The 19985-nt window shown below is 65.2% G+C and carries 17 protein-coding genes; 9 read left to right on the top strand and 8 right to left on the bottom strand.

The window, feature by feature from the left end; translation table 11 throughout:
• Positions 1–60: 60 nt before the first annotated feature.
• The gene (gene metC / locus V6V88_RS00535) at positions 61–1254 is read right to left on the bottom strand and encodes a cystathionine beta-lyase (RefSeq protein ID WP_338617235.1); all 1194 of its coding nucleotides are present in this window, start codon (positions 1252–1254) and stop codon (positions 61–63) included.
• Between the two features lie 409 nt (positions 1255–1663).
• Positions 1664–2383, bottom strand: coding sequence for a nitroreductase (locus tag V6V88_RS00530; RefSeq protein ID WP_338617234.1), 720 nt, complete (start codon positions 2381–2383; stop codon positions 1664–1666).
• Positions 2384–2566: 183 nt separating this feature from the next.
• Here V6V88_RS00530 and V6V88_RS00525 point away from each other — a divergent pair, with 183 nt between their 5' ends.
• Positions 2567–3193 carry a LysE family translocator gene (locus tag V6V88_RS00525; RefSeq protein WP_056327736.1) on the top strand — a complete coding sequence of 209 codons (627 nt, stop codon included), beginning with the start codon at positions 2567–2569 and terminating at the stop codon, positions 3191–3193.
• A gap of 115 nt (positions 3194–3308) precedes the next feature.
• Here the strand turns inward: V6V88_RS00525 and V6V88_RS00520 are convergent, their stop codons facing one another.
• On the bottom strand, positions 3309–4376 hold the full coding sequence (locus V6V88_RS00520; RefSeq protein ID WP_338617231.1) for an MBL fold metallo-hydrolase: 1068 nt from the start codon (positions 4374–4376) through the stop codon (positions 3309–3311).
• Between the two features lie 73 nt (positions 4377–4449).
• On the opposite strand from V6V88_RS00520, the gene V6V88_RS00515 reads away from it, so the two are divergent.
• Together V6V88_RS00515 and V6V88_RS00510 are read left to right on the top strand one after the other, a co-directional pair.
• Entirely contained in the window at positions 4450–4830 is a 381-nt protein-coding gene (locus V6V88_RS00515) for a MerR family DNA-binding transcriptional regulator (RefSeq protein ID WP_056327734.1), read from the top strand.
• 5 nt (positions 4831–4835) lie between these two features.
• Positions 4836–5168: a YnfA family protein gene (locus V6V88_RS00510; protein WP_062839377.1), complete on the top strand. Its 333-nt coding sequence runs from the start codon at positions 4836–4838 to the stop codon at positions 5166–5168.
• A 155-nt stretch (positions 5169–5323) separates the two neighbouring features.
• On the opposite strand, the gene V6V88_RS00505 is transcribed toward V6V88_RS00510, so the two are convergent.
• Together V6V88_RS00505 and V6V88_RS00500 are read right to left on the bottom strand one after the other, a co-directional pair.
• Positions 5324–6295, bottom strand: a complete 972-nt coding sequence (locus V6V88_RS00505; RefSeq protein ID WP_062839376.1) for a tripartite tricarboxylate transporter substrate binding protein — start codon at positions 6293–6295, stop codon at positions 5324–5326.
• 58 nt (positions 6296–6353) lie between these two features.
• Positions 6354–7529, bottom strand: a complete 1176-nt coding sequence (locus tag V6V88_RS00500) for a M20 aminoacylase family protein (RefSeq protein ID WP_082578974.1) — start codon at positions 7527–7529, stop codon at positions 6354–6356.
• Positions 7530–7776: 247 nt separating this feature from the next.
• Between V6V88_RS00500 and V6V88_RS00495 the strand changes: the two genes are divergently transcribed.
• From V6V88_RS00495 to V6V88_RS00470, 6 genes are all read left to right on the top strand, one after another.
• Positions 7777–8955, top strand: a complete 1179-nt coding sequence (locus tag V6V88_RS00495) for an isovaleryl-CoA dehydrogenase (protein WP_338617227.1) — start codon at positions 7777–7779, stop codon at positions 8953–8955.
• Positions 8956–8977: 22 nt separating this feature from the next.
• Complete coding sequence (aceK, locus tag V6V88_RS00490) at positions 8978–10858, top strand: bifunctional isocitrate dehydrogenase kinase/phosphatase (RefSeq protein WP_338617224.1); 1881 nt, start codon at positions 8978–8980, stop codon at positions 10856–10858.
• Between the two features lie 35 nt (positions 10859–10893).
• Complete coding sequence (locus V6V88_RS00485) at positions 10894–12075, top strand: acetyl-CoA C-acetyltransferase (RefSeq protein ID WP_062839373.1); 1182 nt, start codon at positions 10894–10896, stop codon at positions 12073–12075.
• 229 nt (positions 12076–12304) lie between these two features.
• Complete coding sequence (locus tag V6V88_RS00480) at positions 12305–13912, top strand: carboxyl transferase domain-containing protein (protein WP_056327727.1); 1608 nt, start codon at positions 12305–12307, stop codon at positions 13910–13912.
• A 60-nt stretch (positions 13913–13972) separates the two neighbouring features.
• A complete protein-coding gene (locus V6V88_RS00475; RefSeq protein WP_338617219.1) occupies positions 13973–15997 on the top strand; it encodes an acetyl/propionyl/methylcrotonyl-CoA carboxylase subunit alpha in 2025 nt (674 codons plus the stop codon).
• Positions 15998–16128: 131 nt separating this feature from the next.
• Positions 16129–17364 (top strand): MFS transporter, encoded by a 1236-nt coding sequence (locus tag V6V88_RS00470; protein WP_280003882.1) that lies wholly within the window; start codon positions 16129–16131, stop codon positions 17362–17364.
• A 323-nt stretch (positions 17365–17687) separates the two neighbouring features.
• Here the strand turns inward: V6V88_RS00470 and V6V88_RS00465 are convergent, their stop codons facing one another.
• The 3 genes from V6V88_RS00465 to V6V88_RS00455 all read right to left on the bottom strand — a co-directional run bounded on the left by V6V88_RS00465 (position 17688) and on the right by V6V88_RS00455 (position 19904).
• Entirely contained in the window at positions 17688–18230 is a 543-nt protein-coding gene (locus tag V6V88_RS00465) for a GNAT family protein (protein ID WP_280003881.1), read from the bottom strand.
• A gap of 89 nt (positions 18231–18319) precedes the next feature.
• Positions 18320–18748: a VOC family protein gene (locus tag V6V88_RS00460; protein WP_338617214.1), complete on the bottom strand. Its 429-nt coding sequence runs from the start codon at positions 18746–18748 to the stop codon at positions 18320–18322.
• A gap of 79 nt (positions 18749–18827) precedes the next feature.
• Entirely contained in the window at positions 18828–19904 is a 1077-nt protein-coding gene (locus V6V88_RS00455) for a hypothetical protein (protein ID WP_280003879.1), read from the bottom strand.
• Positions 19905–19985 lie beyond the last annotated feature (81 nt).

Genomic DNA, 19985 nt, shown 5'->3' with positions numbered 1-19985 from the left:
ATGCCAGCTAGCGCGCTCCGGGGCAGCCGTCCGGCAGCCGCCCCCCCCACCGGACGCCGCCTATTCCTTGACGCTCGCCGCCTGTTCGAAGGCCTGCGTCAGGTCCGCAATGATGTCCTCGGGCGACTCCAACCCGATATGCAGACGCACGACCGGGTTCTCGCCTTCGCCCCAGTAGCGGTGCTTGGACAGATCCTTGGGCGACACGAGCTGCACCAGGCTTTCATACCCGCCCCACGAGAAGCCGATGCCAAATAGCGTCAGCGCATCGACAAAACGGCGCGCCGCGGCCGGGGACAGGGCCAGTTCAGCCGACAACATGCCGTTCGACCCCGTGCAATCGCGCTTCCACAAATCGTGGCCGGGATCCTTCGGCCAGGCCGGATGGAAGAGGCGCACGGTCTCGGGACGGGCGTTCAGGAATTCGCACACCTGCATGGCGTGGCGCGCATGCTGGGCCATGCGGATGGGCATGGTGCGCACGCCGCGCAATGCCAGCCAGGCGTCGTCCGCGCTGATGGAGTAGCCCATCGCATACTGCGTGCGGTTCAGCTTGCGGGCGATGCCCTCGTCGTTGGTGACCACCGCGCCCAGCATCAGGTCGGAGTGCCCGCCAACATACTTGGTGCCCGCGATGACCGAGACCTGCGCGCCCAGCGTCAGCGGCCGGTAGATGTAGCCCGACCCCCAGGTGTTGTCGGTGGCCAGCACCAGCCCGTGCCGCTGCGCGATGGCGGCCATCGCGCCCATGTCCAGCATCTCGAAGAGCAGGGAACCCGGCGATTCCACGTACAGCAACGTGGTGTTGGGCCGCACCAGCGCGTCGATGTCCTCACCCGCCGCAAAGTAGGTGATGTCGATGTTCATGCGCTTGAGCACCGCGTCGTCCAGCTCGCGCATCGGACCGTACACGCTGTCCGAGATCAATGCATGGTCGCCGGCCGAGCACAGCGCCATCATCACCATCGTCATCGCCGACAGGCCGGACGACGCCAGATAGCAGTGCGTGCCGCCTTCGAGCTGCGTGAACACCTCTTCCAGCGCGGCATGCGTGTCCATGCCCATGCGGCCGTACGTGGATGCGCGCCCCCCGGCCGCCTTGCTGCGCTGCGCGTTTTCCAGCGCGGCGAGATTGGCAAAGCGCACCGTGCTGGCCCGCATGGGCGGCAGCGGCACCGGCGCCGTGCCGGTCTCGGGATTGAACGGGGCGGTGCCCGCGTGCTGGAGAACCGTATCGATGTGTTTGGTAGGCATCTTGTAGAGGTGCGTCAAAGCCGGGAAAACCAAACCATATCAGGACGCGGCGGGAATTTCAGCCGATCCATTGAATCGTCTCGGACAAATCTGCGCGGCGGGTGACGATGGCTACTGCACTCGCAGGTGTCAGGCGTGGGTGCTGTGGCCGGTGTCAGACACCCGAGGGAGATCATCGCCAGCCTGCGGCAGCGTCTGAACGGGTGTCAGACACCTACGTCGGCACAAGAACACCACGCAGCGTAGATACCGTCTTGACTATCAAGCGAAGTCGGGCCGATACGGTGCGCGAGTTTCTCAGGCGCAGGTGTCTGACACCCTAAGAAACAGCCCTCAGCCTGACGCGGCGCTTCACGGGTGTCTGACACCGGCCAGAAGCACGCCGCCACAGCAACCGCCCCTCCCCACCTCAGCCGACCCACGTCACCGTCTCAGACAAATCCGCGCGGCGGGTGCGGTAGCTGTTGGCCGGATGCGCCGTGTCCTCAAACCCAAAAGAGATGCCGCAGACCACGCGCCGGTCAAGTCCGATGCCCAGCACTTCGCGCAGGACCTCGGGATACATCGCCAGCGACGCCTGGGCCACGGTCGCCACGCCATTGGCTTGCGCGGCCAGCAGGAAATTGGCGACATAGCCGCCGCAATCCATGGCGCCGTATTCGCCCAGCGCCTCGTCCGTCGTGATGATGGCGACGTGCGGCGCGTCAAACAGGGCGAAGTTGCGCATCTCTTGCCGCCGGTAGGCCTCGCGGTCGCCGCGCGGCACGCCCACGGCGCCGTACAGCTGAAAGCCGGATTCGCGGCGGCGGGCCAGGTATTCGTCCCGGTATTCGCGCGGGAACGGGAAATCAGGCTTGAAGCCTTCGACCTGCGCGCGGCGCTCGAGCGCATCGCGCAGGCGCCGGGTGGCGTCGCCTTCAGTGATCGCCACCTGCCACGGCTGGCAGTTGCACCAGGACGCCGTGCGCTGCGCCAAGGTCAGGACGCGCTCGACGGTGGCGCGGGGCACGGGTTCTGGCAGAAAGGCGCGGCAACTGTGGCGGGCCAGCAGCCATTCTTCGAGCGCGGCATCAAGCGGGGCGTCGTCGGCGTTATGGGCGCTTTTAGCGTGCTGAGCGGCAACGGTCATGATCAGTCTGTCTCCTGTCGTGGTCGGCTTTGCCCTTATCATGCCACTTGCTGTCCGGCGCTGTCCGGGCGACGCTGTCCTCGCGCCAATGGCGCGGTGGCTTCAACGCTACGCCGCTGACCGAATGGACTTGTCGCTTCCACCGCCCCGTCGCATCCGCTGCTCCGATACCGAAGAGACTCCATGCTGCCCCTCGACACCCTGATCGCATTCTTTGGCATTGCCGTACTGCTGGCGCTGACGCCGGGGCCGGACAACCTTTTCGTGCTGATGCAGTCCGCCATCTGGGGACGCAAGGCGGGCATGTTCGTGGTGCTGGGGCTGTGCACCGGCTTGCTGGGACACACGGCGGCGGTTGCGGTCGGCCTGGCCGCCGTGTTCGCCGCTTCGCCCATCGCGTTCACCGTGCTCAAACTGGCGGGCGCGGCCTATCTGGCGTATCTGGCCTGGCAGATCCTGCGCGCCCCCCTCGAATCCGAAGACGGAAAACGTCCCGAACCCATGCGGCCCGGCGCGTTGTACCGCCGCGGCATCGTCATGAACCTTACCAATCCGAAGGTGCTGCTGTTCTTCTTCGCCTTCCTGCCGCAATTCACGTCGCCGCGGCTGGGGCCGGTGGGTTTGCAGACGATGCAACTGGGTGCGGTGTTTATCGTGTCGACGCTGCTGGTGTTCGGGGCGATCGCGTTCTTCTCGGGTGCGTTCGGGGAATTGCTGCAGCGTTCGGTGACGGCCAAGCGCTGGTTGAATCGCATTGCCGCGCTGGTGTTCGTCGGGCTGGCCGTCAGGCTGGCGACGGCTTCCCGCTAGACACCGCTAATCGTCGCGCTGGTGCTGATCCCCACCGGCGGCACGCGATCAGCGGGACACCGGCAGCCGGACACGAGCAGCGATGCTCGCATCCCCCGGCCGCCCATCATGCCAATCAAGCCGCCTTGAACCGCACGATGCCGTCTGCATCCTGCGCCCGTGTGAGCTTGCCTTCGAAGTACAGCGCATGCAGATGCGCCAGCGCCTCGCCCATCGCGAAGGTCAGCTGGTGCAAGTCCAGCTTGCGCTTGAACAGCACCGGCACGATGTCAGAGGTCGATTGCGGCTGCACCGCACAGGCTTCCAGCACCTCGGCCAGCCGGTCGCGATGATGCTCGTGCTGCTGCGTGATGCGTTCATGCAGGCCCTTGAACGGGCGGCCGTGCGACGGCAGCACCAGCGTGTCGCGAGGCAGGCCGTCATAGCCGTGCAGCGACCGCAGATACAAGGGCAGCGGGTTGGCGTCGGGTTCGTAATCGAAGACGCTGACGTTGGTGGAAATGCGCGGCAGCACCATGTCGCCGGAGATCAGCACGCCAAGATCAGGCGAAAACAGCGACGCGTGTTCCGGCGCGTGCCCGTAGCCCACGATCACGCGCCAATCGCGCCCGCCGATGCGAACCTGGTCGCCGTCCATGATGCGGGTGTACCGCGACGGCACGGCGGGCACCAGGTTGGGGTAGTAGCTTGCGCGCTGGCGGATCTGCTCCTGCGAGTCCGGGTCGGTCAGGCCGTGGCGCGCGAAATGCTCGACCGCCGACTGCCCGCCAGGGCCCGCCCCCGCATCCGTGCGGCGCGACGACCACAGCGACGCCACCATGTAGTCCGTCATCGTCATCCACAGCCGCGCTTTCCAGCGCTCGCACAGCCAGTGGGCAAGCCCGATGTGGTCCGGGTGCATGTGCGTGACCAGCACGCGCAGCACGGGCAGGCCGTCCAGCTCGTTCTTGAACACGTCTTCCCACAGCGTCTTCACCTCGTCGCGCGAAATGCCGCAGTCGACGATGGTCCAGCCGTCCTGGCCGTCGATGTTGTCGCGCAGCAGCCAGAGGTTGATATGATCCAGCGCGAACGGCAGCGGCATCCGGATCCATTTGACGCCCTCCGCCACTGCATGCGCGCGGCCGGCCTCGGGCTGGAAATCGGCCCAGGGATACTGAAGCTTCTGCTCGTTGGGGTTCATTGCCTCTCGCTCCACGCTTGACGATCACGTCAAGTCATCATAATTTACGTTTACGTAAACTGCCACACGTCGCATGCCCTCGTCAACCTGGACCATCTCCGAGCTCGCCCGCGAGTTCGACGTCACGCCCCGCACGATCCGCTTCTACGAAGACCAGGGAATCGTCAGCCCGGCGCGCGAGGGCCGCAACCGCATTTTCGGACCGCGAGACCGCACGCGCCTGAAACTTGCCCTGCGCGGCAAGCGGCTGGGCCTGCAACTGTCCGAGATCCTGACGCTGATCGACATGTACGACGGACCCGGCGACACCGAAGTCCAGCTGCGCCAATACCTGTCCGTGCTGGAGCAGCACCGCGCCACGCTGGAGCAGCAGCGCCGCGACATCGACGATACGCTGCAAGAAATCAGCGAACAGGAGCGCCAGTGCCGCGCCCTGCTGGCGCAGAAGCCGTAGTCCGCATGGCAGCACTTCAAACGCTGGGCCTGTTCGTCCTGACCGCCCTGGCCGAAATCATCGGCTGCTACCTGCCTTACCTTTGGCTGCGCAAAGGACACTCCATCTGGCTGCTGGCGCCCGCCGCGCTGAGTTTGGCGCTATTTGCCTGGCTGCTGACGCTGCACCCGACGGCGTCCGGCCGCGTCTATGCCGCGTACGGCGGCGTCTACATCGGCATGGCGCTGCTGTGGCTGTGGGCGGTGGACGGCGTGCGTCCCAGCGCCAGCGACTGGATCGGCGTGGGCCTGTGCATCGCCGGGATGCTCGTGATCATGTTCGGGCCGCGCGGGAGCTGATCCGGGCCGCCGAACGGGCAAGAAAAAGCGCGCGTACCCGTAAAGGGCCGCGCGCTTTGCATTGGTGCTGGTCTTTTGACGCAGGCTGCGTCTCGGCGCATCTGCGCGCGGCGGATCGACCGCCGCCGCGCCGAAGTGCCACCGCAAACCGCCGATCACTCCGCCTTGATATTGCCTTCCTTGATGAGGCGGGCGTTGTTCGTGAACTCGGCCTGCACCTGCTTGGCAAACGCCTCGCCCGACGCCGTGCCCGGCTGCAGGAACGACTTGGCCAGAAGCTCCTGGAACTCGGCGCTGGCCACCGCCTTGGTCAAGGCGGCCTGCAACGGCTGCGACACCGTGGGCGGCAGGTTGGCCGGCGCGAAGATGCCGAAGTTCGAGTAGTACTGCGCCTGCGGCAGCTTCAGCTCGGCCATCGTCGGCACGTCCGGCCACGCGGCCAGGCGTTGCGGCGCCATCACCGCCAGCGGCTTGAGCGCGCCGTTGGCCACGTGCGGCAACACCACGTCGCTGTTGACCACCAGCAGTTCCACCACGCCGCCCAGGCCGTCGGTCAGCGCCTGGCTGTTGCCGCGGTAGGGAACATGCAGCATCTTGGTCCCCGTCTGCGCGGTGACCGCCGCCATGCCGATGTGCGCGACCGTGCCCTGACCGGGCGTGCCATAGCGCACGCCTTCGGGATGCGCCTTGGCATATTCCACGAGGCCCGCAAAATCCTTCACGGGCAACGCCTTGGTCGCCACGATGGCCACCGGCGCGACGGCCACGCTGGCCACCGGCGTCAGGTCCTTCATCGGGTCGTAGTTGGTCTTGGCCAGATGCGGAAAGATAGTCAGCGGGCTGGTCGAAGCCAAGAGCAGCGTGGTGCCGTCCGGCTGCGCGCGCGCCACGTAGTCCGTGCCCACGGACGCGCCCGCGCCGGGCTTGTTCTCGACGATGACCGTGATGTTCGCTTCCTTGCGCAGCGCGTCGCCCAGACGCCGCGCGATCGCATCGGCGCTGCCGCCGGCCGTGTACGGCACGACCACGGTGACCGGCTTGGCCGGCCAGGTCTGCGCCATCGCGCCGCTTGCCATGATTGCCAGGGCCGCCCCCGCGGCCTTGATGAACAACGTCTTCTTTTTCATATCGTCCTGGTGATGTTGCGTAGCACTGCGTGGGTGAAACGGATTGCGGTAAAGCCCATCAGGCAAGGTAGCGTTGCGCCAGGCGAACCCAGTACGACGCCCCCGCCGGAATCAAGGAATCATTGAAGTCATAGCTGGCGTTGTGCAGCATGCAGGGGCCCAGCCCGTGGCCCGCCATGCGGTGCTCGCCATCGCCGTTGCCCAGGAACACATAGCACCCCGGCTTTTCCTGCAGCAGGAAGGCAAAGTCTTCCGACGCCATCGCCGGTTCGATGGTCAGCGCGCGGTCCTCGCCCACGACCTCGCGCATCACGCCCATGCAGAATTCCGTTTCGGCCACGGTGTTGACCAGCGCCGGGTAACGGCGCTCGAAGTACACCTCGGCCTCGCAGCCATGCGCCGCGGCGATGCTGGGCGCGATCTCCTGCATGCGCCGCTCGATCAAATCGACCACGTCGGTGCTGTAGGCGCGCACGGACCCGCCGAGCCACGCGGTATTGGGAATCACGTTGATGACACTACCGCCCGCCTGCACCTGCGTGATGGACAGCACCGCCGCATCCAGCGGACGCTTGCTGCGCGTCAGGATCGTCTGAAGCGACTGGCCAATGGCAAAGAGCGCCGGCACCGGATCATTGCAGTCCTGCGGCGCGGCGGCATGGCCGCCCTTGCCCTTGACCGTAATCTTGAAGCCATTGGCCGCCGCCATCATCGGGCCGGCACAGACACCGAAGGCACCGGCCGGCAAACCCGGCCAGTTGTGCATGCCAAAGACCGCCTCGCACGGAAAGCGCGTGAACAAGCCATCCTGGATCATCGCGCGGCCGCCCGCACCGCCTTCCTCGGCCGGCTGAAAGCACAGGTACACCGTGCCGTCGAAACCGCCCGCCGTCTGCAAATGCTGCGCTGCAGCCAGCAGCATCGCGGTATGGCCGTCGTGGCCGCAGCCGTGCATCTTGCCGTCGTGACGCGAGCGGTGCTCGAACTGGTTCTCCTCCTGCATGGGCAGCGCGTCCATGTCGGCGCGCAGCATGATGGCCCGGTCCGACGTGCCCCGCTTGATCACACCCACCACGCCCGTCTTGGCAATGCCCGTGTGCGTTTCGATGCCCCAGCCGCGCAGCGTGTCGGCCACCACCTTGGCCGTTCGGTGCTCTTCATAGCAAAGCTCCGGGTGCATGTGGATGTCACGGCGCAGCGCCACGATGTCGTCCAGGTTGGATAGTTCAAGCACAGCTGACTCCGTCGGATATTTCAGGATTAAAGGGTCGCATCAAGTATTGCCCATCGTCCCTTCTGATAAGGCCGCCACACGCTAGGGATAACCCTCATCCAATTTACGTTTACGTAAACGTAATATTTGCACTGCATCATTGCGCGGCGCCGGACGAACGGCGCATCATGGATCACTCCCGCGACGGCGGCCAAGACACGCACGCGCAGGTCCATGAATGTAAGCACCTACTATCACGGAGACACTGATGAATCTTCCCGGCCTGAACTTCGACCTGGGCGAAGACCTGGACATGCTGCGCGACGCCGTACGCAACTTCGCGCAGGCCGAGATCGCGCCGCGCGCCGCGGAAGTCGATCGCAGCGACCAGTTCCCCATGGACCTGTGGCGCAAATTCGGTGACCTCGGCGTGCTGGGCATGACCGCCGACGAGGAACACGGCGGCGCCAACATGGGTTACCTGGCCCACATGGTCGTCATGGAGGAAATCTCCCGCGCCAGCGCCTCGATCGGCCTGTCGTACGGCGCGCACTCCAACCTGTGCGTGAACCAGATCAACCGCAACGGCACCGCCGCCCAGAAGGCCAAGTACCTGCCCAAGCTGATCTCCGGCGAGCACGTGGGCGCGCTGGCCATGAGCGAACCGGGCGCCGGCTCCGACGTCGTCAGCATGAAGCTGCGCGCCGACAAAAAGGGTGACCGCTACGTGCTGAACGGCACCAAGATGTGGATCACCAACGGCCCGGACGCCGACACCCTCGTCGTCTATGCCAAGACCGACCCCGAAGCCCATCAGCGCGGCATCACCGCCTTTCTCGTCGAAAAGGGCTTCAAAGGCTTTTCCGTGGCGCAGAAGCTGGACAAGCTGGGCATGCGCGGCAGCCACACCGGCGAGCTGGTGTTCCAGGACTGCGAAATCCCCGAGGAAAACGTGCTGGGCCAGGTCAACGGCGGCGTCAAGGTGCTGATGAGCGGCCTGGACTACGAACGCGCCGTGCTGTCCGGCGGCCCGCTGGGCATCATGCAGGCCGTGATGGACGTGGTGGTGCCTTACATCCACGACCGCAAGCAGTTCGGCCAGGCCATCGGCGAATTCCAGCTCATCCAGGGCAAGGTCGCCGACTTGTACACCACGCTGCAAGCCAGCCGCGCCTTCTGCTATCAGGTCGGCAAGAACCTGGACAAACTGGGGTCCGACCACGTGCGCCAGGTGCGCAAGGACTGCGCCGCGCTCATCCTGTACACCGCCGAAAAGGCCACCTGGATGGCGGGCGAGGGCGTGCAGATCCTGGGCGGCAACGGCTACATCAACGAATACCCGGTCGGCCGCCTGTGGCGCGACGCCAAGCTGTACGAAATTGGCGCCGGCACCAGCGAAATCCGCCGCATGCTGATCGGCCGCGAACTCTTCAACGAAACCGCCTGACGCCTTATCCACAGCCCGCGCCATGATCCGCACGTCCGACCTCCAGCACATCGAGCAGGCGCCCGCCCCGGGCCCCTCGCCGCTGGACGTCGCGCGGCTGATCCTGGCGGGTTTTGACCGGCACTACGCGCTGTTTCGCTACAGCGCGCAGCGCGCCAAGGCGCTGTTCGAATCCGGCGACTGGCACGGCATCCAGCACCTGTCGCGCGAACGCATCGAGTACTACGACATGCGCGTGCGCGAATGCGCCACGCAGCTGGAAGGCGTGCTGCGCGGGCGGCCGGAAGGCGCGGTGGGTGGAAACGGCGCGGGCAACGGTGGCGGCAATGGCGCCGACGCCCCGTCCCTGACCGACGCGCAGACCGCCTACTGGCAAGACATCAAGCAGGAATTCGTCGGCCTCTTGGGCGAACACCGCCAGCCCGAATGCGCCGAGACCTTCTTTAACTCGGTGTCGTGCCGGCTGCTGCACCGCGACTACTTCCACAACGACTTCCTGTTCGTCCGGCCGGCCGTCGCCACCGACTACCTGGACAGCAGCATCCCGTCATATCGCGTGTACTACCCGGTGACCGACGGCCTGGAAAAAAGCCTGATCCGCATGGTGGCCGACTTCGGCCTGGCGCTGCCTTTTGAAGACCTGCCGCGCGACACCCGCTTGCTGGCGCGTGCCGCGGTGTCCAAGCTGCGCGCCGTGCTGCCGCGCCACGTCGGCCGGCGCATCGCCACCGACTGCCAGATCCATGCGTTGGGCTCGCTGTTCTTTCGCAACAAGGGCGCCTACATCGTCGGCCGCCTGATCAACCAGACCACCGTCTATCCCTTTGCCATCGCGCTGACGCGCAATCCGGCGGGACAGGTGACGCTGGACGCGCTGCTCTTGGGCGCGGACGACCTGAGCACGCTGTTCAGCTTTACCCGCGCGTATTTCCTGGTGGACATGGAAACGCCCGCGGCCGTGGTCAACTTTCTGTCGAGCCTCTTGCCGCGCAAGCCCAAGGCCGAGCTCTACACCATGATCGGCCTGCAAAAGCAGGGCAAGACGCTGTTCTACCGCGACTTCCTGCACCACCTGGCCCATTCGCGCGACGCCTTCGACATCGCCCCCGGCATCAAGGGCATGGTGATGTGCGTGTTCACGCTGCCGTCCTATCCATACGTGTTCAAGCTCATCAAGGACCGCATCGACAAGGACGGCATGGATCACGCCACCGTGCGGCGCAAGTACCAGATGGTCAAACTGCACGATCGCGTCGGCCGCATGGCGGACACCTGGGAATATTCCCAGGTGGCCCTGCCGCGCGCCCGCTTTGCCCCCGCGCTGCTCGATGAACTGCGCCGGCTGGTGCCCAGCCTCATCGAGGAAACCGGCGACACCGTCGTCATCCGCCACGTCTACATCGAACGCCGGATGACGCCGCTGAATCTGTATCTGCAGCAGGCGCCGGACGCGTTGCTGGACCACGCGGTGCGCGAATACGGGGACGCCATCCGGCAACTGGCCGCGGCCAATATCTTCCCCGGCGACATGCTTTACAAGAATTTCGGCGTCACGCGCCTGGGCCGGGTCGTCTTTTATGACTACGACGAAATCCAGCGCATGACCGAGATGAACTTCCGGCGCATCCCGCCGGCCCCGAATGAAGAAGCGGAGATGGCCGCCGAACCCTGGTACGCCATCGGTCCGAATGACGTCTTCCCCGAGGAATTCGGCCGCTTCCTGCTGGGCGATGCGCGGGTGCGCGGCGCCTTCATGCGTCACCATGCCGACCTCCTGGAACCGGACTGGTGGCAGGCCTGCCGCGCCCACGTGGCGCAAGGCCGGATCGAAGAATTTTTCCCTTACGATAAGGACAGACGCCTGCGTTCAGACCGCCCTTCAAACGGCCACGCGGTGTTGTAACCCAATCGCTGTCCCGACCCTCACAGGAGCAAGTCATGTCAGATCCCATCGTCATCGTTTCCGTCGCCCGCACGCCCATGGGCGGCATGCTGGGCAGCCTGTCCGGCCTGGCCGCGCACGAGCTGGGCTCGGTCGCCATCAAGGCCGCGGTCGAACGCGCCGGCATCAAGCCGGAGCAGGTCGACGAAGTCATCATGGGCAACGTGCTGCAGGCTGGCCAAGGCCAGGCGCCCGCCCGCCAGGCCGCGCTGGGCGCCGGGCTGCCGCTGGGCGTCGCGTGCACCACTATCCACAAGGTTTGCGGCTCGGGCCTGAAGGCTGCGATGTTCGGCCATGACCTGCTGGCTTCGGGCAGCGCCGAAATCGTCGTGGCCGGCGGCCAGGAAAGCATGAGCAACGCGCCGTACCTGCTGCTCAAGGGCCGCCAGGGCTACCGCTATGGCCACAACACCGTGTACGACCACATGGCGCTGGACGGCCTGGAAGACGCCTATGACAAGGGCAAGGCCATGGGCGTCTTCGCCGAAGACTGCGCCTCCAAGTATTCGTTCACGCGCGAACAGCAGGACGAATTCTCGCTGGAATCGCTGCGCCGCGCGCGCGCCGCCTCGGAAGACGGCAGCTTCAAGTGGGAAATCGCCCCCGTCACCGTCGCCGGCCGCAAGGGCGACACCGTGATCGACACCGACGAAGCGCCCACCAAGGCCATGCCGGAAAAGATCCCGACGCTCAAGCCCGCCTTCAAGAAAGACGGCACCGTCACCGCCGCGAACTCGTCGTCGATCTCCGACGGCGCCGCCGCCATGGTGCTGATGCGCGCGTCCACCGCCGAAAAGCTCGGCGTCAAACCGCTGGCCCGCATCGTCGCGCACTCGCAGCATTCGCAGGAACCCAACTGGTTCACCACCGCCCCCGTCGGCGCGCTGAAGAACCTGTTCAAGAAGACCGGCTGGACGGCCGAGGACGTGGACCTGTACGAGATCAACGAAGCCTTCGCGGTGGTCACCATGGCCGCCATGACCGACTTCAAGCTTCCGCATGACAAGGTCAACATCCACGGCGGCGCCACCGCGCTGGGCCACCCGATCGGCGCTTCGGGCGCGCGCCTGATGGCCACCCTGATCGGCGCGCTGCGCAAGACCGGCGGCAAGCGCGGCGTGGCCACGCTGTGCATCGGCGGCGGCGAAGCCGTCGCGATGGCCATCGAAATGGTCTAAGCGGCTGCCTGCTTGGGGCGCGGGCTTTGTCCGTCCCTCAAGCAGGATTCCGCTGCGCCTTTCTGGCAGGGCAATCACCGCGACGGGTCGGTCGCGGGCCAGGCAGGAAAGGCGCAACGAAATCCTGATTTACCAAATCGACAAGAATGCCCGGCCCACCGGGCGGCGAGACAACCCGCTCTTTTTCGAGCGCCTTCAAATTCCAATCAAGCAGGACGGGTGGTACCCCATGCCCATCATCGAATCCCGCATCAATCCGCGGTCGCAGGACTACATCGACAACGCCAGCGCCATGCAGGCGCAACTGGACGATCTGAACCAGCAGCTGGCGCAGACCGCCTTGGGCGGCAGCGAATCCGCCCGCGCCAAGCACACGGCGCGCGGCAAGCTCTTGCCGCGTGACCGCGTGGAAAACCTGATCGATCCGGGCACCCCGTTCCTGGAACTGTCGCCGATGGCGGCGCATGGCATGTACGACGGCGACGCGCCCGGCGCGGGTGTCATCACCGGCATCGGCCGCGTGTCCGGCACCGAATGCGTCATCGTCTGCAACGACGCAACGGTCAAGGGCGGCACCTACTATCCGATGACCGTCAAAAAGCACCTGCGCGCGCAGGAGATCGCCGCGCAGAACCATCTGCCCTGCGTGTATCTGGTGGATTCGGGCGGCGCCAACCTGCCGCAGCAGGACGAGGTCTTTCCCGACCGCGAACACTTCGGCCGCATCTTCTACAACCAGGCGCAGATGTCGGCGCAGGGCATCGCGCAGATCGCCGTGGTGATGGGCTCTTGCACCGCCGGCGGCGCGTACGTGCCCGCCATGAGCGACGAGTCCATCATCGTGCGCAACCAGGGCACCATCTTTCTGGGCGGCCCGCCGCTGGTCAAAGCCGCCACCGGCGAAGAAGTCAGCGCCGAAGACCTGGGCGGCGGCGACGTGCACACGCGCCTGTCGGGCGTTGTCGACCACCTGGCCGCAAACGACATGCACGCGCTGCAACTGGCGCGCAACGCCGTTGCGCGCCTGAACCGCAAGAAGCCCCAGCCGCTGGCCACCATCCCCGTGCGCGAGCCGCGCTTCGATCCCAGCGAACTGAACGGCATCATTCCCGCCGACACCCGCAAGCCCTACGACGTGCGCGAAGTCATCGCGCGCATCGTCGACGGCTCCGAGTTCGACGAGTTCAAGGCCCGCTTCGGCCCCACGCTGGTCACCGGCTTCGCGCACATCCACGGCATGCCCGTCGGCATCGTCGCCAACAACGGCATCCTGTTCTCCGAGTCCGCACAGAAGGGCGCGCACTTCATCGAGCTGTGCGCGCAGCGCAAGATCCCGCTGGTGTTCCTGCAGAACATCACCGGCTTCATGGTCGGCCGCAAATACGAAAACGAAGGCATCGCGCGCCACGGCGCCAAGATGGTGACGGCCGTCGCCACCGCCAACGTGCCCAAGTTCACCGTGCTGATCGGCGGCTCGTTCGGCGCCGGCAACTACGGCATGTGCGGCCGCGCCTATTCGCCGCGCATGCTCTTCATGTGGCCCAACGCCCGCATCTCGGTCATGGGCGGCGAGCAGGCGGCCAGCGTGCTGGCCACCGTCAAGCGCGACGGCATCGAAGCGCGCGGCGGGCAATGGTCAGCGGACGAAGAGAACGCCTTCAAGGCCCCGATCCGCGAGCAGTACGAGCGTGAAGGCCATCCGTACTACGCCACCGCAAGATTGTGGGACGACGGCATCATCGCCCCGGCCGACACGCGGCGCGTGTTGGGATTGGCGTTGTCTGCGGCGTTGAACGCGCCTATTGAAGACACCAAGTTCGGTGTGTTCCGAATGTAGGCCGCTAAAAACTTCTACGCGCTTCGCGCCCCTTCCGAACACTTCAGCTTGGATAACGCAATGTTCGATACTGTGCTGATTGCCAACCGCGGCGAAATCGCCTGCCGCGTCGCCGCCACCGCGCGCCGCATGGGACTGCGCACCGTCGCCGTCTATTCCGACGCGGACGCCAACGCCCGCCACGTCGCCGCGTGCGACCAGGCCGTCTACATCGGCGGCTCCGAGCCGCGCGCCAGCTACCTGCGCGCCGACGCCATCCTGCAAGCCGCGCGCGACACCGGCGCCGGCGCCATCCACCCCGGCTACGGCTTCCTATCCGAGAACGAAGCCTTCGCCCAGGCCGCCCAGGACGCCGGCATCGCCTTCGTCGGCCCGCCGGCATCGGCCATCGCCGCCATGGGCAGCAAGTCCGCCGCCAAGACCCTCATGGAAAAAGCCGGCGTGCCGCTCGTGCCCGGCTACCACGGCGACAACCAGGACCCGCAATTCCTCAAGTCGCAGGCCGACAGCATTGGCTATCCCGTGCTCATCAAGGCCAGCGCGGGCGGCGGCGGCAAGGGCATGCGCATTGTTGAATCGTCCGGCTCATTCCTGGATGCATTGGCCTCGTGCCAGCGCGAAGCCGCCTCCAGCTTCGGCGATGACCGCGTCCTGATCGAACGCTACCTGCAAAAGCCGCGCCACATCGAAATCCAGGTGTTTGCCGACACGCACGGCAACTGCGTGTACCTCTTCGAACGCGACTGCTCCGTGCAGCGCCGCCACCAGAAAGTCATCGAAGAAGCGCCCGCCCCCGGCATGACCGAAGAACGCCGCCGCGCCATGGGCGAAGCCGCCGTCGCCGCCGCGCGCGCCGTCGGCTACGTGGGCGCGGGCACGGTGGAATTCATCGCCGAGCCCGACGGCCGCTTCTACTTCATGGAAATGAACACGCGCCTGCAGGTCGAGCACCCGGTCACCGAAATGATCACCGGCCACGACCTGGTCGAATGGCAATTGCGCGTCGCCGCCGGCCAGCCGCTGCCCGCACGCCAGGAAGACCTGCGCATCAACGGCCACGCCATCGAAGCCCGCATCTACGCCGAGAATCCCGAGAAAGGCTTTCTGCCGTCCATCGGCACGCTCGCCTACCTGGGCCTGCCGCCGCACACCGCCTTTGCCAACGGCGACATCCGCGTCGACGGCGGCGTGCGCATGGGCGACACGATCACCCCGTTCTACGACCCGATGATCGCCAAGCTCATCGTGCACGGCGCCGACCGCGACCAGGCCCGCGCCCGCATGCTGCAAGCCTTGGCGCAGACGCAGGCGGTGGGCGTGCAGACCAACGTCGCGTTCCTGTCGCGCCTGATGAAGGACAGCGCCTTCGCGGCCGCTGATCTGGACACCGGCCTCATCGAACGTCAACGCGCCACGCTGCTGCCCGACCCGCAACCCGCCGACGCCGACGCGCTGGCCCTTGCCACCGCCGCCGTGCTGGTTCGCCAAGGACTTGCTCAACCGGGCGCGCAAGGCGCAGGCAAAGGCCCCGCCGACCCATGGGACGCGCGCGACGGCTGGCGTCTGGGCGGCCAGTATCGGCGTCAACTGCAATGGACCGACAACGGCGAAGCTCGTCACGTCACCGTCGCCCGTCAGGGCAGCGCGTGGACACTGGACACCGGCGACGGCGCGCGCCCCTTCCTGTGGCGCTCGCACGCCAGCGCCAATCCCAACCTGGCCTACGGCCTGCGCATCACGCTGCAAGGCCATGAAAGCGCCGGCACGGTCGTTCTGCACGGCGACCGCGCCTACGTCTTCCGCGAAGACGGCTCGCACGTCCTGGAGCTGTATGACGCGCTGACGCACTCGCAGGACACGCAAGGTGAACACGGCGCGGGCCTGGCCGCGCCCATGCCAGGCAAGATCATCTCGATCTCGGTCAAGGCCGGCGACAAGGTCGAGAAGGGCCAGCCGCTGCTGGTGATGGAAGCGATGAAGATGGAGCACACCATTTCTGCCACCGCAGACGGTACGGTGGGTGAAGTGTTCTATGGGGTGGGGGATCAGGTGACGGAAGGCGCCGAGCTGGTGTCGATCGAGTAACGGCCTTTTGGGTTTGGCTCGCGGCTCCCGGCGGTTTCGCTCGGAGCCGCTTTGTTTTTGGGGCAAGCCGGTTTAGCTATCCGTCAGCGCCCCGCGCCTAGAATCGGCTCTTCCCCCGCGCCACGCCCACCATGTCCGCCGCCGACACGCCCAGTCCGCTTTCCAGTCCGCCGTTCCTGCATTTCCTCTGCGGCCGCGTCGCCGCGTCACTGGCGTTCCAGATCGTCTCCGTCGCCGTGGGCTGGCAGATCTATGCGCTCTCCGGCAGTGCGCTCGACCTGGGCCTCATCGGCCTCGCCCAATTCCTCCCGATGGCCGCGCTCACGCTCGTCGTCGGCCACGTCGCCGACCGCTACGACCGCCGCAAGATCGTCGCCCTTTGCATGGCGCTCGAAGCCCTGGCCACGCTGGTGCTCGCCATCGCCGCGCTGCACGGCGTCGGCGGCAAGACGCTCATCTACGCCACCATCATCATCATGAGCTCGGCCCGCGCCTTCGAAGCGCCGACGCTCTCCACGCTCATCCCCGCCGTCGTCCCGCGCGAATGGCTGCCTCGCGCCACCGCGCTGTCCTCATCCGGCAGCCAGATCGCCCAGATCGCCGGCCCCGCGCTCGGCGGCGTCGGCTATAGCCTCGGGGCAGGGTGGATCTACTGCGTCGCCGCCGCGTTGTATCTGACGGCCTTCATCGCAATCGCCACGCTCGTCATCGAACGCGCCCCGCCGCGCAAGGAACCGACCACCTGGCGCACGCTGTTCGGCGGCATCACCTTCATCTTCCAGCGGCGGTTACTGCTGGGCACGTTATCGCTGGATCTGTTTGCAGTGCTGCTAGGCGGGGCGACGGCGCTGCTGCCGATCTTTGCGAAGGACATTCTCAATGCCGGGCCTTGGGCGCTTGGCGCATTGCGCGCTGCGCCGGCTTGCGGTGCGGCATTGATGTCGCTGACGCTAGCGCGTTTGAGCCTGGGTGAGAACGTTGGCCGGCTGCTGTTCGGTTCGCTCATCGTATTCGGCCTGGCGACCACGGTGTTCGGGCTGTCGACGTCGATCCCGCTATCGATCGCCGCACTCGTCGTGCTGGGCGCAGCGGATGCGGTCAGCGTGGTCGTGCGGTCATCGCTGGTGCAGTTGAATACGCCCGATCACATGCTGGGGCGGGTCAGCGCGGTGAACACCTTGTTTGTCGGTGCGTCGAACCAGCTTGGGGAATTTGAATCCGGGCTCACCGCGCAGTTGTTCGGCGCGGTGCCCGCCGTGGTGATCGGCGGGGTGGGGACGATTGCGGTCGCCGCACTTTGGATGCGGTGGTTCCCGGAGTTGAGGCGGCTTCGGACGTTGAATGGGAATGAGGTGGCGCAGACCTAACGTTTGCTGCGGTATTGCCCTGAGGGCGACCGCGGCGTTGCGCAATGTCGTCAGGCTTATGCACGCGAGCGTATTGGCCTTGTACAGCCTGCTTTGCGCTGCGCAGCAGAGCGACCTGAAATTCGGCCATATTGGGATCAGGTTTCTGGGACATCAAAGCCTTGCTACCTGCGACCTCGACTAACCATAGAATGCAGCTTTCGTCTTTTCACTGACCGGTCTCCCGTGCTTGACAGGAGATTCATTGTGAAGGAGCTTATCCCGCCATTTCACTTACTGCAGCTGAAATCGGACGAGGAGAAACAGAAGCGGTCGCTCAGCTCTCATACCTCATCAGCAGACAGCCTGGAATACAACACGAAGTCCCCTGGCGTTCCTCGAACCATTCTGTAAGAGCGCAGAAATCCTTCGCCACGAAAGTGACATCGCTTTAGAACGCTCTCGGACCGCGCGTTGCTGTGCAGAACCGTGGCCTGCACACGGATGAATCCGTAGGTAGTGAAGGCCCATCGGGTGACAGCGTCGCATACGGCGCTAGCGACACCTAAACCCCAATGTGATGGGGCAACGTCGTAGGCGATCTCGGCAGTTTTGTTGGCGCTCGATATCGTGTGAAAGCCGATTGTCCCGACTAGCCGATCGTCGAGCCTGTCGACGATAGCTAGCCGTCGGTCCGAATCGGCAGAGGTGGAATCGAACAAGTCGAACAAGCGGGAAAGGTCTCTGACCGAATCCAGATTCCAGCTCGTATGCTCGAACACCTCCGGCAGGGCAAGATATGCATACCAATCGTCCGCGTCGGATCGCTCAAGCTGCCGTAGCACGACAGCCGGGTGGCCAGAGCTTGGGGCCGCCGTGATTCGCATCAATCGCTCCCTTGTTGAGTCGTCCTGCCTGTGATCAGCACCAGAAAATTTAATGCAGCGATAGCGCCTTAGATGGAGCGCCTTGCGACTTACAAAGGGCGATTTCCAATCCAAGCGGAGAAGCGCAACAGGTAGCCATCAGGGTCTTGCACTAAAAACTGCTGCACGCCAATCTCGATTTCCCCGCTTTTGTACCATCGCTCCTCGGGCTCCCGGTACAACGGCCAACCGGCATCCCGCAACCTCCTGCTCAGAGCGTCGATCGACTTCACCTTGATCTCGAAATTCACACCACGACCCAGCGGTGCTTCAAGCGGTGCCGTTATCCAGCCGTCGTCGCCGCGGACCTCTTCGAGCATGAACTGTGCACCCTCGCGGTCAAGGAAAACAAACCCCTCTTCTTCGCGCTGATAGACGACCTCGAAGCCGCACAAGTCGATCCAGAATTGCCGACTACGCGCGAGGTCTTTAACCATCAGCTCAGGGACCATGCGTGCTCGGTACGATTTATCTTCCATCGTCTCACCTTTTTATTCGGGCCATCATATCGCCCTTGACTTCAGCGGGACATGGAAGCCCCTGCCAACCACAACTGCGTTATTTCCAGCTTTCCTTACTCATCTCAAACCGATTCGGCGCCCCAGCCGCCGGATCGAAGTAATACTTGGGCTCCCGATAAACCAGCTCTTTCAACGCGGCATCCAGCTTCGGCAACTGGAAACTGGCAGCACTACGCGCCTTCCGAAAATCCTCAATGCTGGCGGGCAGACGCTCCAGCGTCATCGACTCCAGCAAACACACCCATTCCCGCGCCAACACCCCGCACGAATCCTTGACCATGACCGGTTGGTCGTCCGGCAGCTTGAATCCATCCATCAGCACCACGTCGCCCGCCTTCAGCGTGATCGTGGCCAACGGCGTGAAGAGCAGCTCGGTGTCAACGCCCGCAACCGGCACCATCTCCGCCGTGCGTTCGTGGAATGCGCGTTTGGCGTCCTCGACCCAGCGATACTCCCGCGCGGCCTCATTGCAGCCTTCCCCGAAGCGCAGCATGACCTGGCAACCTTCGCCCAGCCCATCCTCGCCGGGTGCAAGCGGCGTCCAGGGTCCTGTCTTCTTGAAGTCGACATCCGCCGTCTCCGTCAGCGTTGCCATGCCCAGATCTTTCTGAAAGTCCATCGACTTGGCGCGCGCGTCCGTGTCCGGCAAGGCCGTCCGCGGCTGGTGATAGGTAATGCGGTTGAGCCGGTATTCGCCGGGCCAGACCGGAATTACCTGATACGTCAACCCGCCGCGCGTCGTCTGAAACATCGGCCCGAGGTCGGCGGCATCGAACTTGTGCTTGCCTTGCCCCACCGTCATCGCGTATCCCTTCTCGGTCACATGCTGCCAATGCAAAAGCGTGCTGCTCTGGCGCGTGAATTGGTCCCGCGTGGCGGCATCATCAAAATCGCGCTGCGGCTGCGCATCGAAATTGACGGTCGGCATCACGACCAGCGCCATGTCCTCGCGGGCTTGATCCAGCAGCTTGTCGGTATTCGCGCGATGTCGCTCCCTCAGGGCCGCGGCCTCGGCGTCCAGCGCGCGATCCGTTGGCGACTGTGCCAACGCAGCAAGCGGGGCGAACAGGACAGACATGCATACAAGGGCAACCACGCGGCGAAACAGGGTCATCGGTCTTCGTTCCTCTGTGAGTTCGACTGTTGAGCAAACAGGCGCCTGCCACCATCGGGCTGAATCCTGCCAGCGCGAAAT

This window comes from Achromobacter sp. E1, from assembly GCF_037039475.1.
In the GTDB taxonomy this organism is placed as follows: domain Bacteria; phylum Pseudomonadota; class Gammaproteobacteria; order Burkholderiales; family Burkholderiaceae_B; genus Achromobacter; species Achromobacter mucicolens.
The sequence above is the reverse complement of the archived record's forward strand: the minus strand, read 5'-3'. Positions and strand labels throughout refer to the sequence as shown.

What these genes read in the sequence shown, in the direction of transcription:
- metC (WP_338617235.1), bottom strand. Translation starts at nt 1,254, where the DNA reads ATGCCTACCAAACACATCGATACGGTTCTCCAGCACGCGGGCACCGCC.
- V6V88_RS00530 (WP_338617234.1), bottom strand. Translation starts at nt 2,383, where the DNA reads ATGACCGTTGCCGCTCAGCACGCTAAAAGCGCCCATAACGCCGACGAC.
- V6V88_RS00525 (WP_056327736.1), top strand. Translation starts at nt 2,567, where the DNA reads ATGCTGCCCCTCGACACCCTGATCGCATTCTTTGGCATTGCCGTACTG.
- V6V88_RS00520 (WP_338617231.1), bottom strand. Translation starts at nt 4,376, where the DNA reads ATGAACCCCAACGAGCAGAAGCTTCAGTATCCCTGGGCCGATTTCCAG.
- V6V88_RS00515 (WP_056327734.1), top strand. Translation starts at nt 4,450, where the DNA reads ATGCCCTCGTCAACCTGGACCATCTCCGAGCTCGCCCGCGAGTTCGAC.
- V6V88_RS00510 (WP_062839377.1), top strand. Translation starts at nt 4,836, where the DNA reads ATGGCAGCACTTCAAACGCTGGGCCTGTTCGTCCTGACCGCCCTGGCC.
- V6V88_RS00505 (WP_062839376.1), bottom strand. Translation starts at nt 6,295, where the DNA reads ATGAAAAAGAAGACGTTGTTCATCAAGGCCGCGGGGGCGGCCCTGGCA.
- V6V88_RS00495 (WP_338617227.1), top strand. Translation starts at nt 7,777, where the DNA reads ATGAATCTTCCCGGCCTGAACTTCGACCTGGGCGAAGACCTGGACATG.
- aceK (WP_338617224.1), top strand. Translation starts at nt 8,978, where the DNA reads ATGATCCGCACGTCCGACCTCCAGCACATCGAGCAGGCGCCCGCCCCG.
- V6V88_RS00485 (WP_062839373.1), top strand. Translation starts at nt 10,894, where the DNA reads ATGTCAGATCCCATCGTCATCGTTTCCGTCGCCCGCACGCCCATGGGC.
- V6V88_RS00480 (WP_056327727.1), top strand. Translation starts at nt 12,305, where the DNA reads ATGCCCATCATCGAATCCCGCATCAATCCGCGGTCGCAGGACTACATC.
- V6V88_RS00475 (WP_338617219.1), top strand. Translation starts at nt 13,973, where the DNA reads ATGTTCGATACTGTGCTGATTGCCAACCGCGGCGAAATCGCCTGCCGC.
- V6V88_RS00470 (WP_280003882.1), top strand. Translation starts at nt 16,129, where the DNA reads ATGTCCGCCGCCGACACGCCCAGTCCGCTTTCCAGTCCGCCGTTCCTG.
- V6V88_RS00465 (WP_280003881.1), bottom strand. Translation starts at nt 18,230, where the DNA reads ATGCGAATCACGGCGGCCCCAAGCTCTGGCCACCCGGCTGTCGTGCTA.
- V6V88_RS00460 (WP_338617214.1), bottom strand. Translation starts at nt 18,748, where the DNA reads ATGGAAGATAAATCGTACCGAGCACGCATGGTCCCTGAGCTGATGGTT.
- V6V88_RS00455 (WP_280003879.1), bottom strand. Translation starts at nt 19,904, where the DNA reads ATGACCCTGTTTCGCCGCGTGGTTGCCCTTGTATGCATGTCTGTCCTG.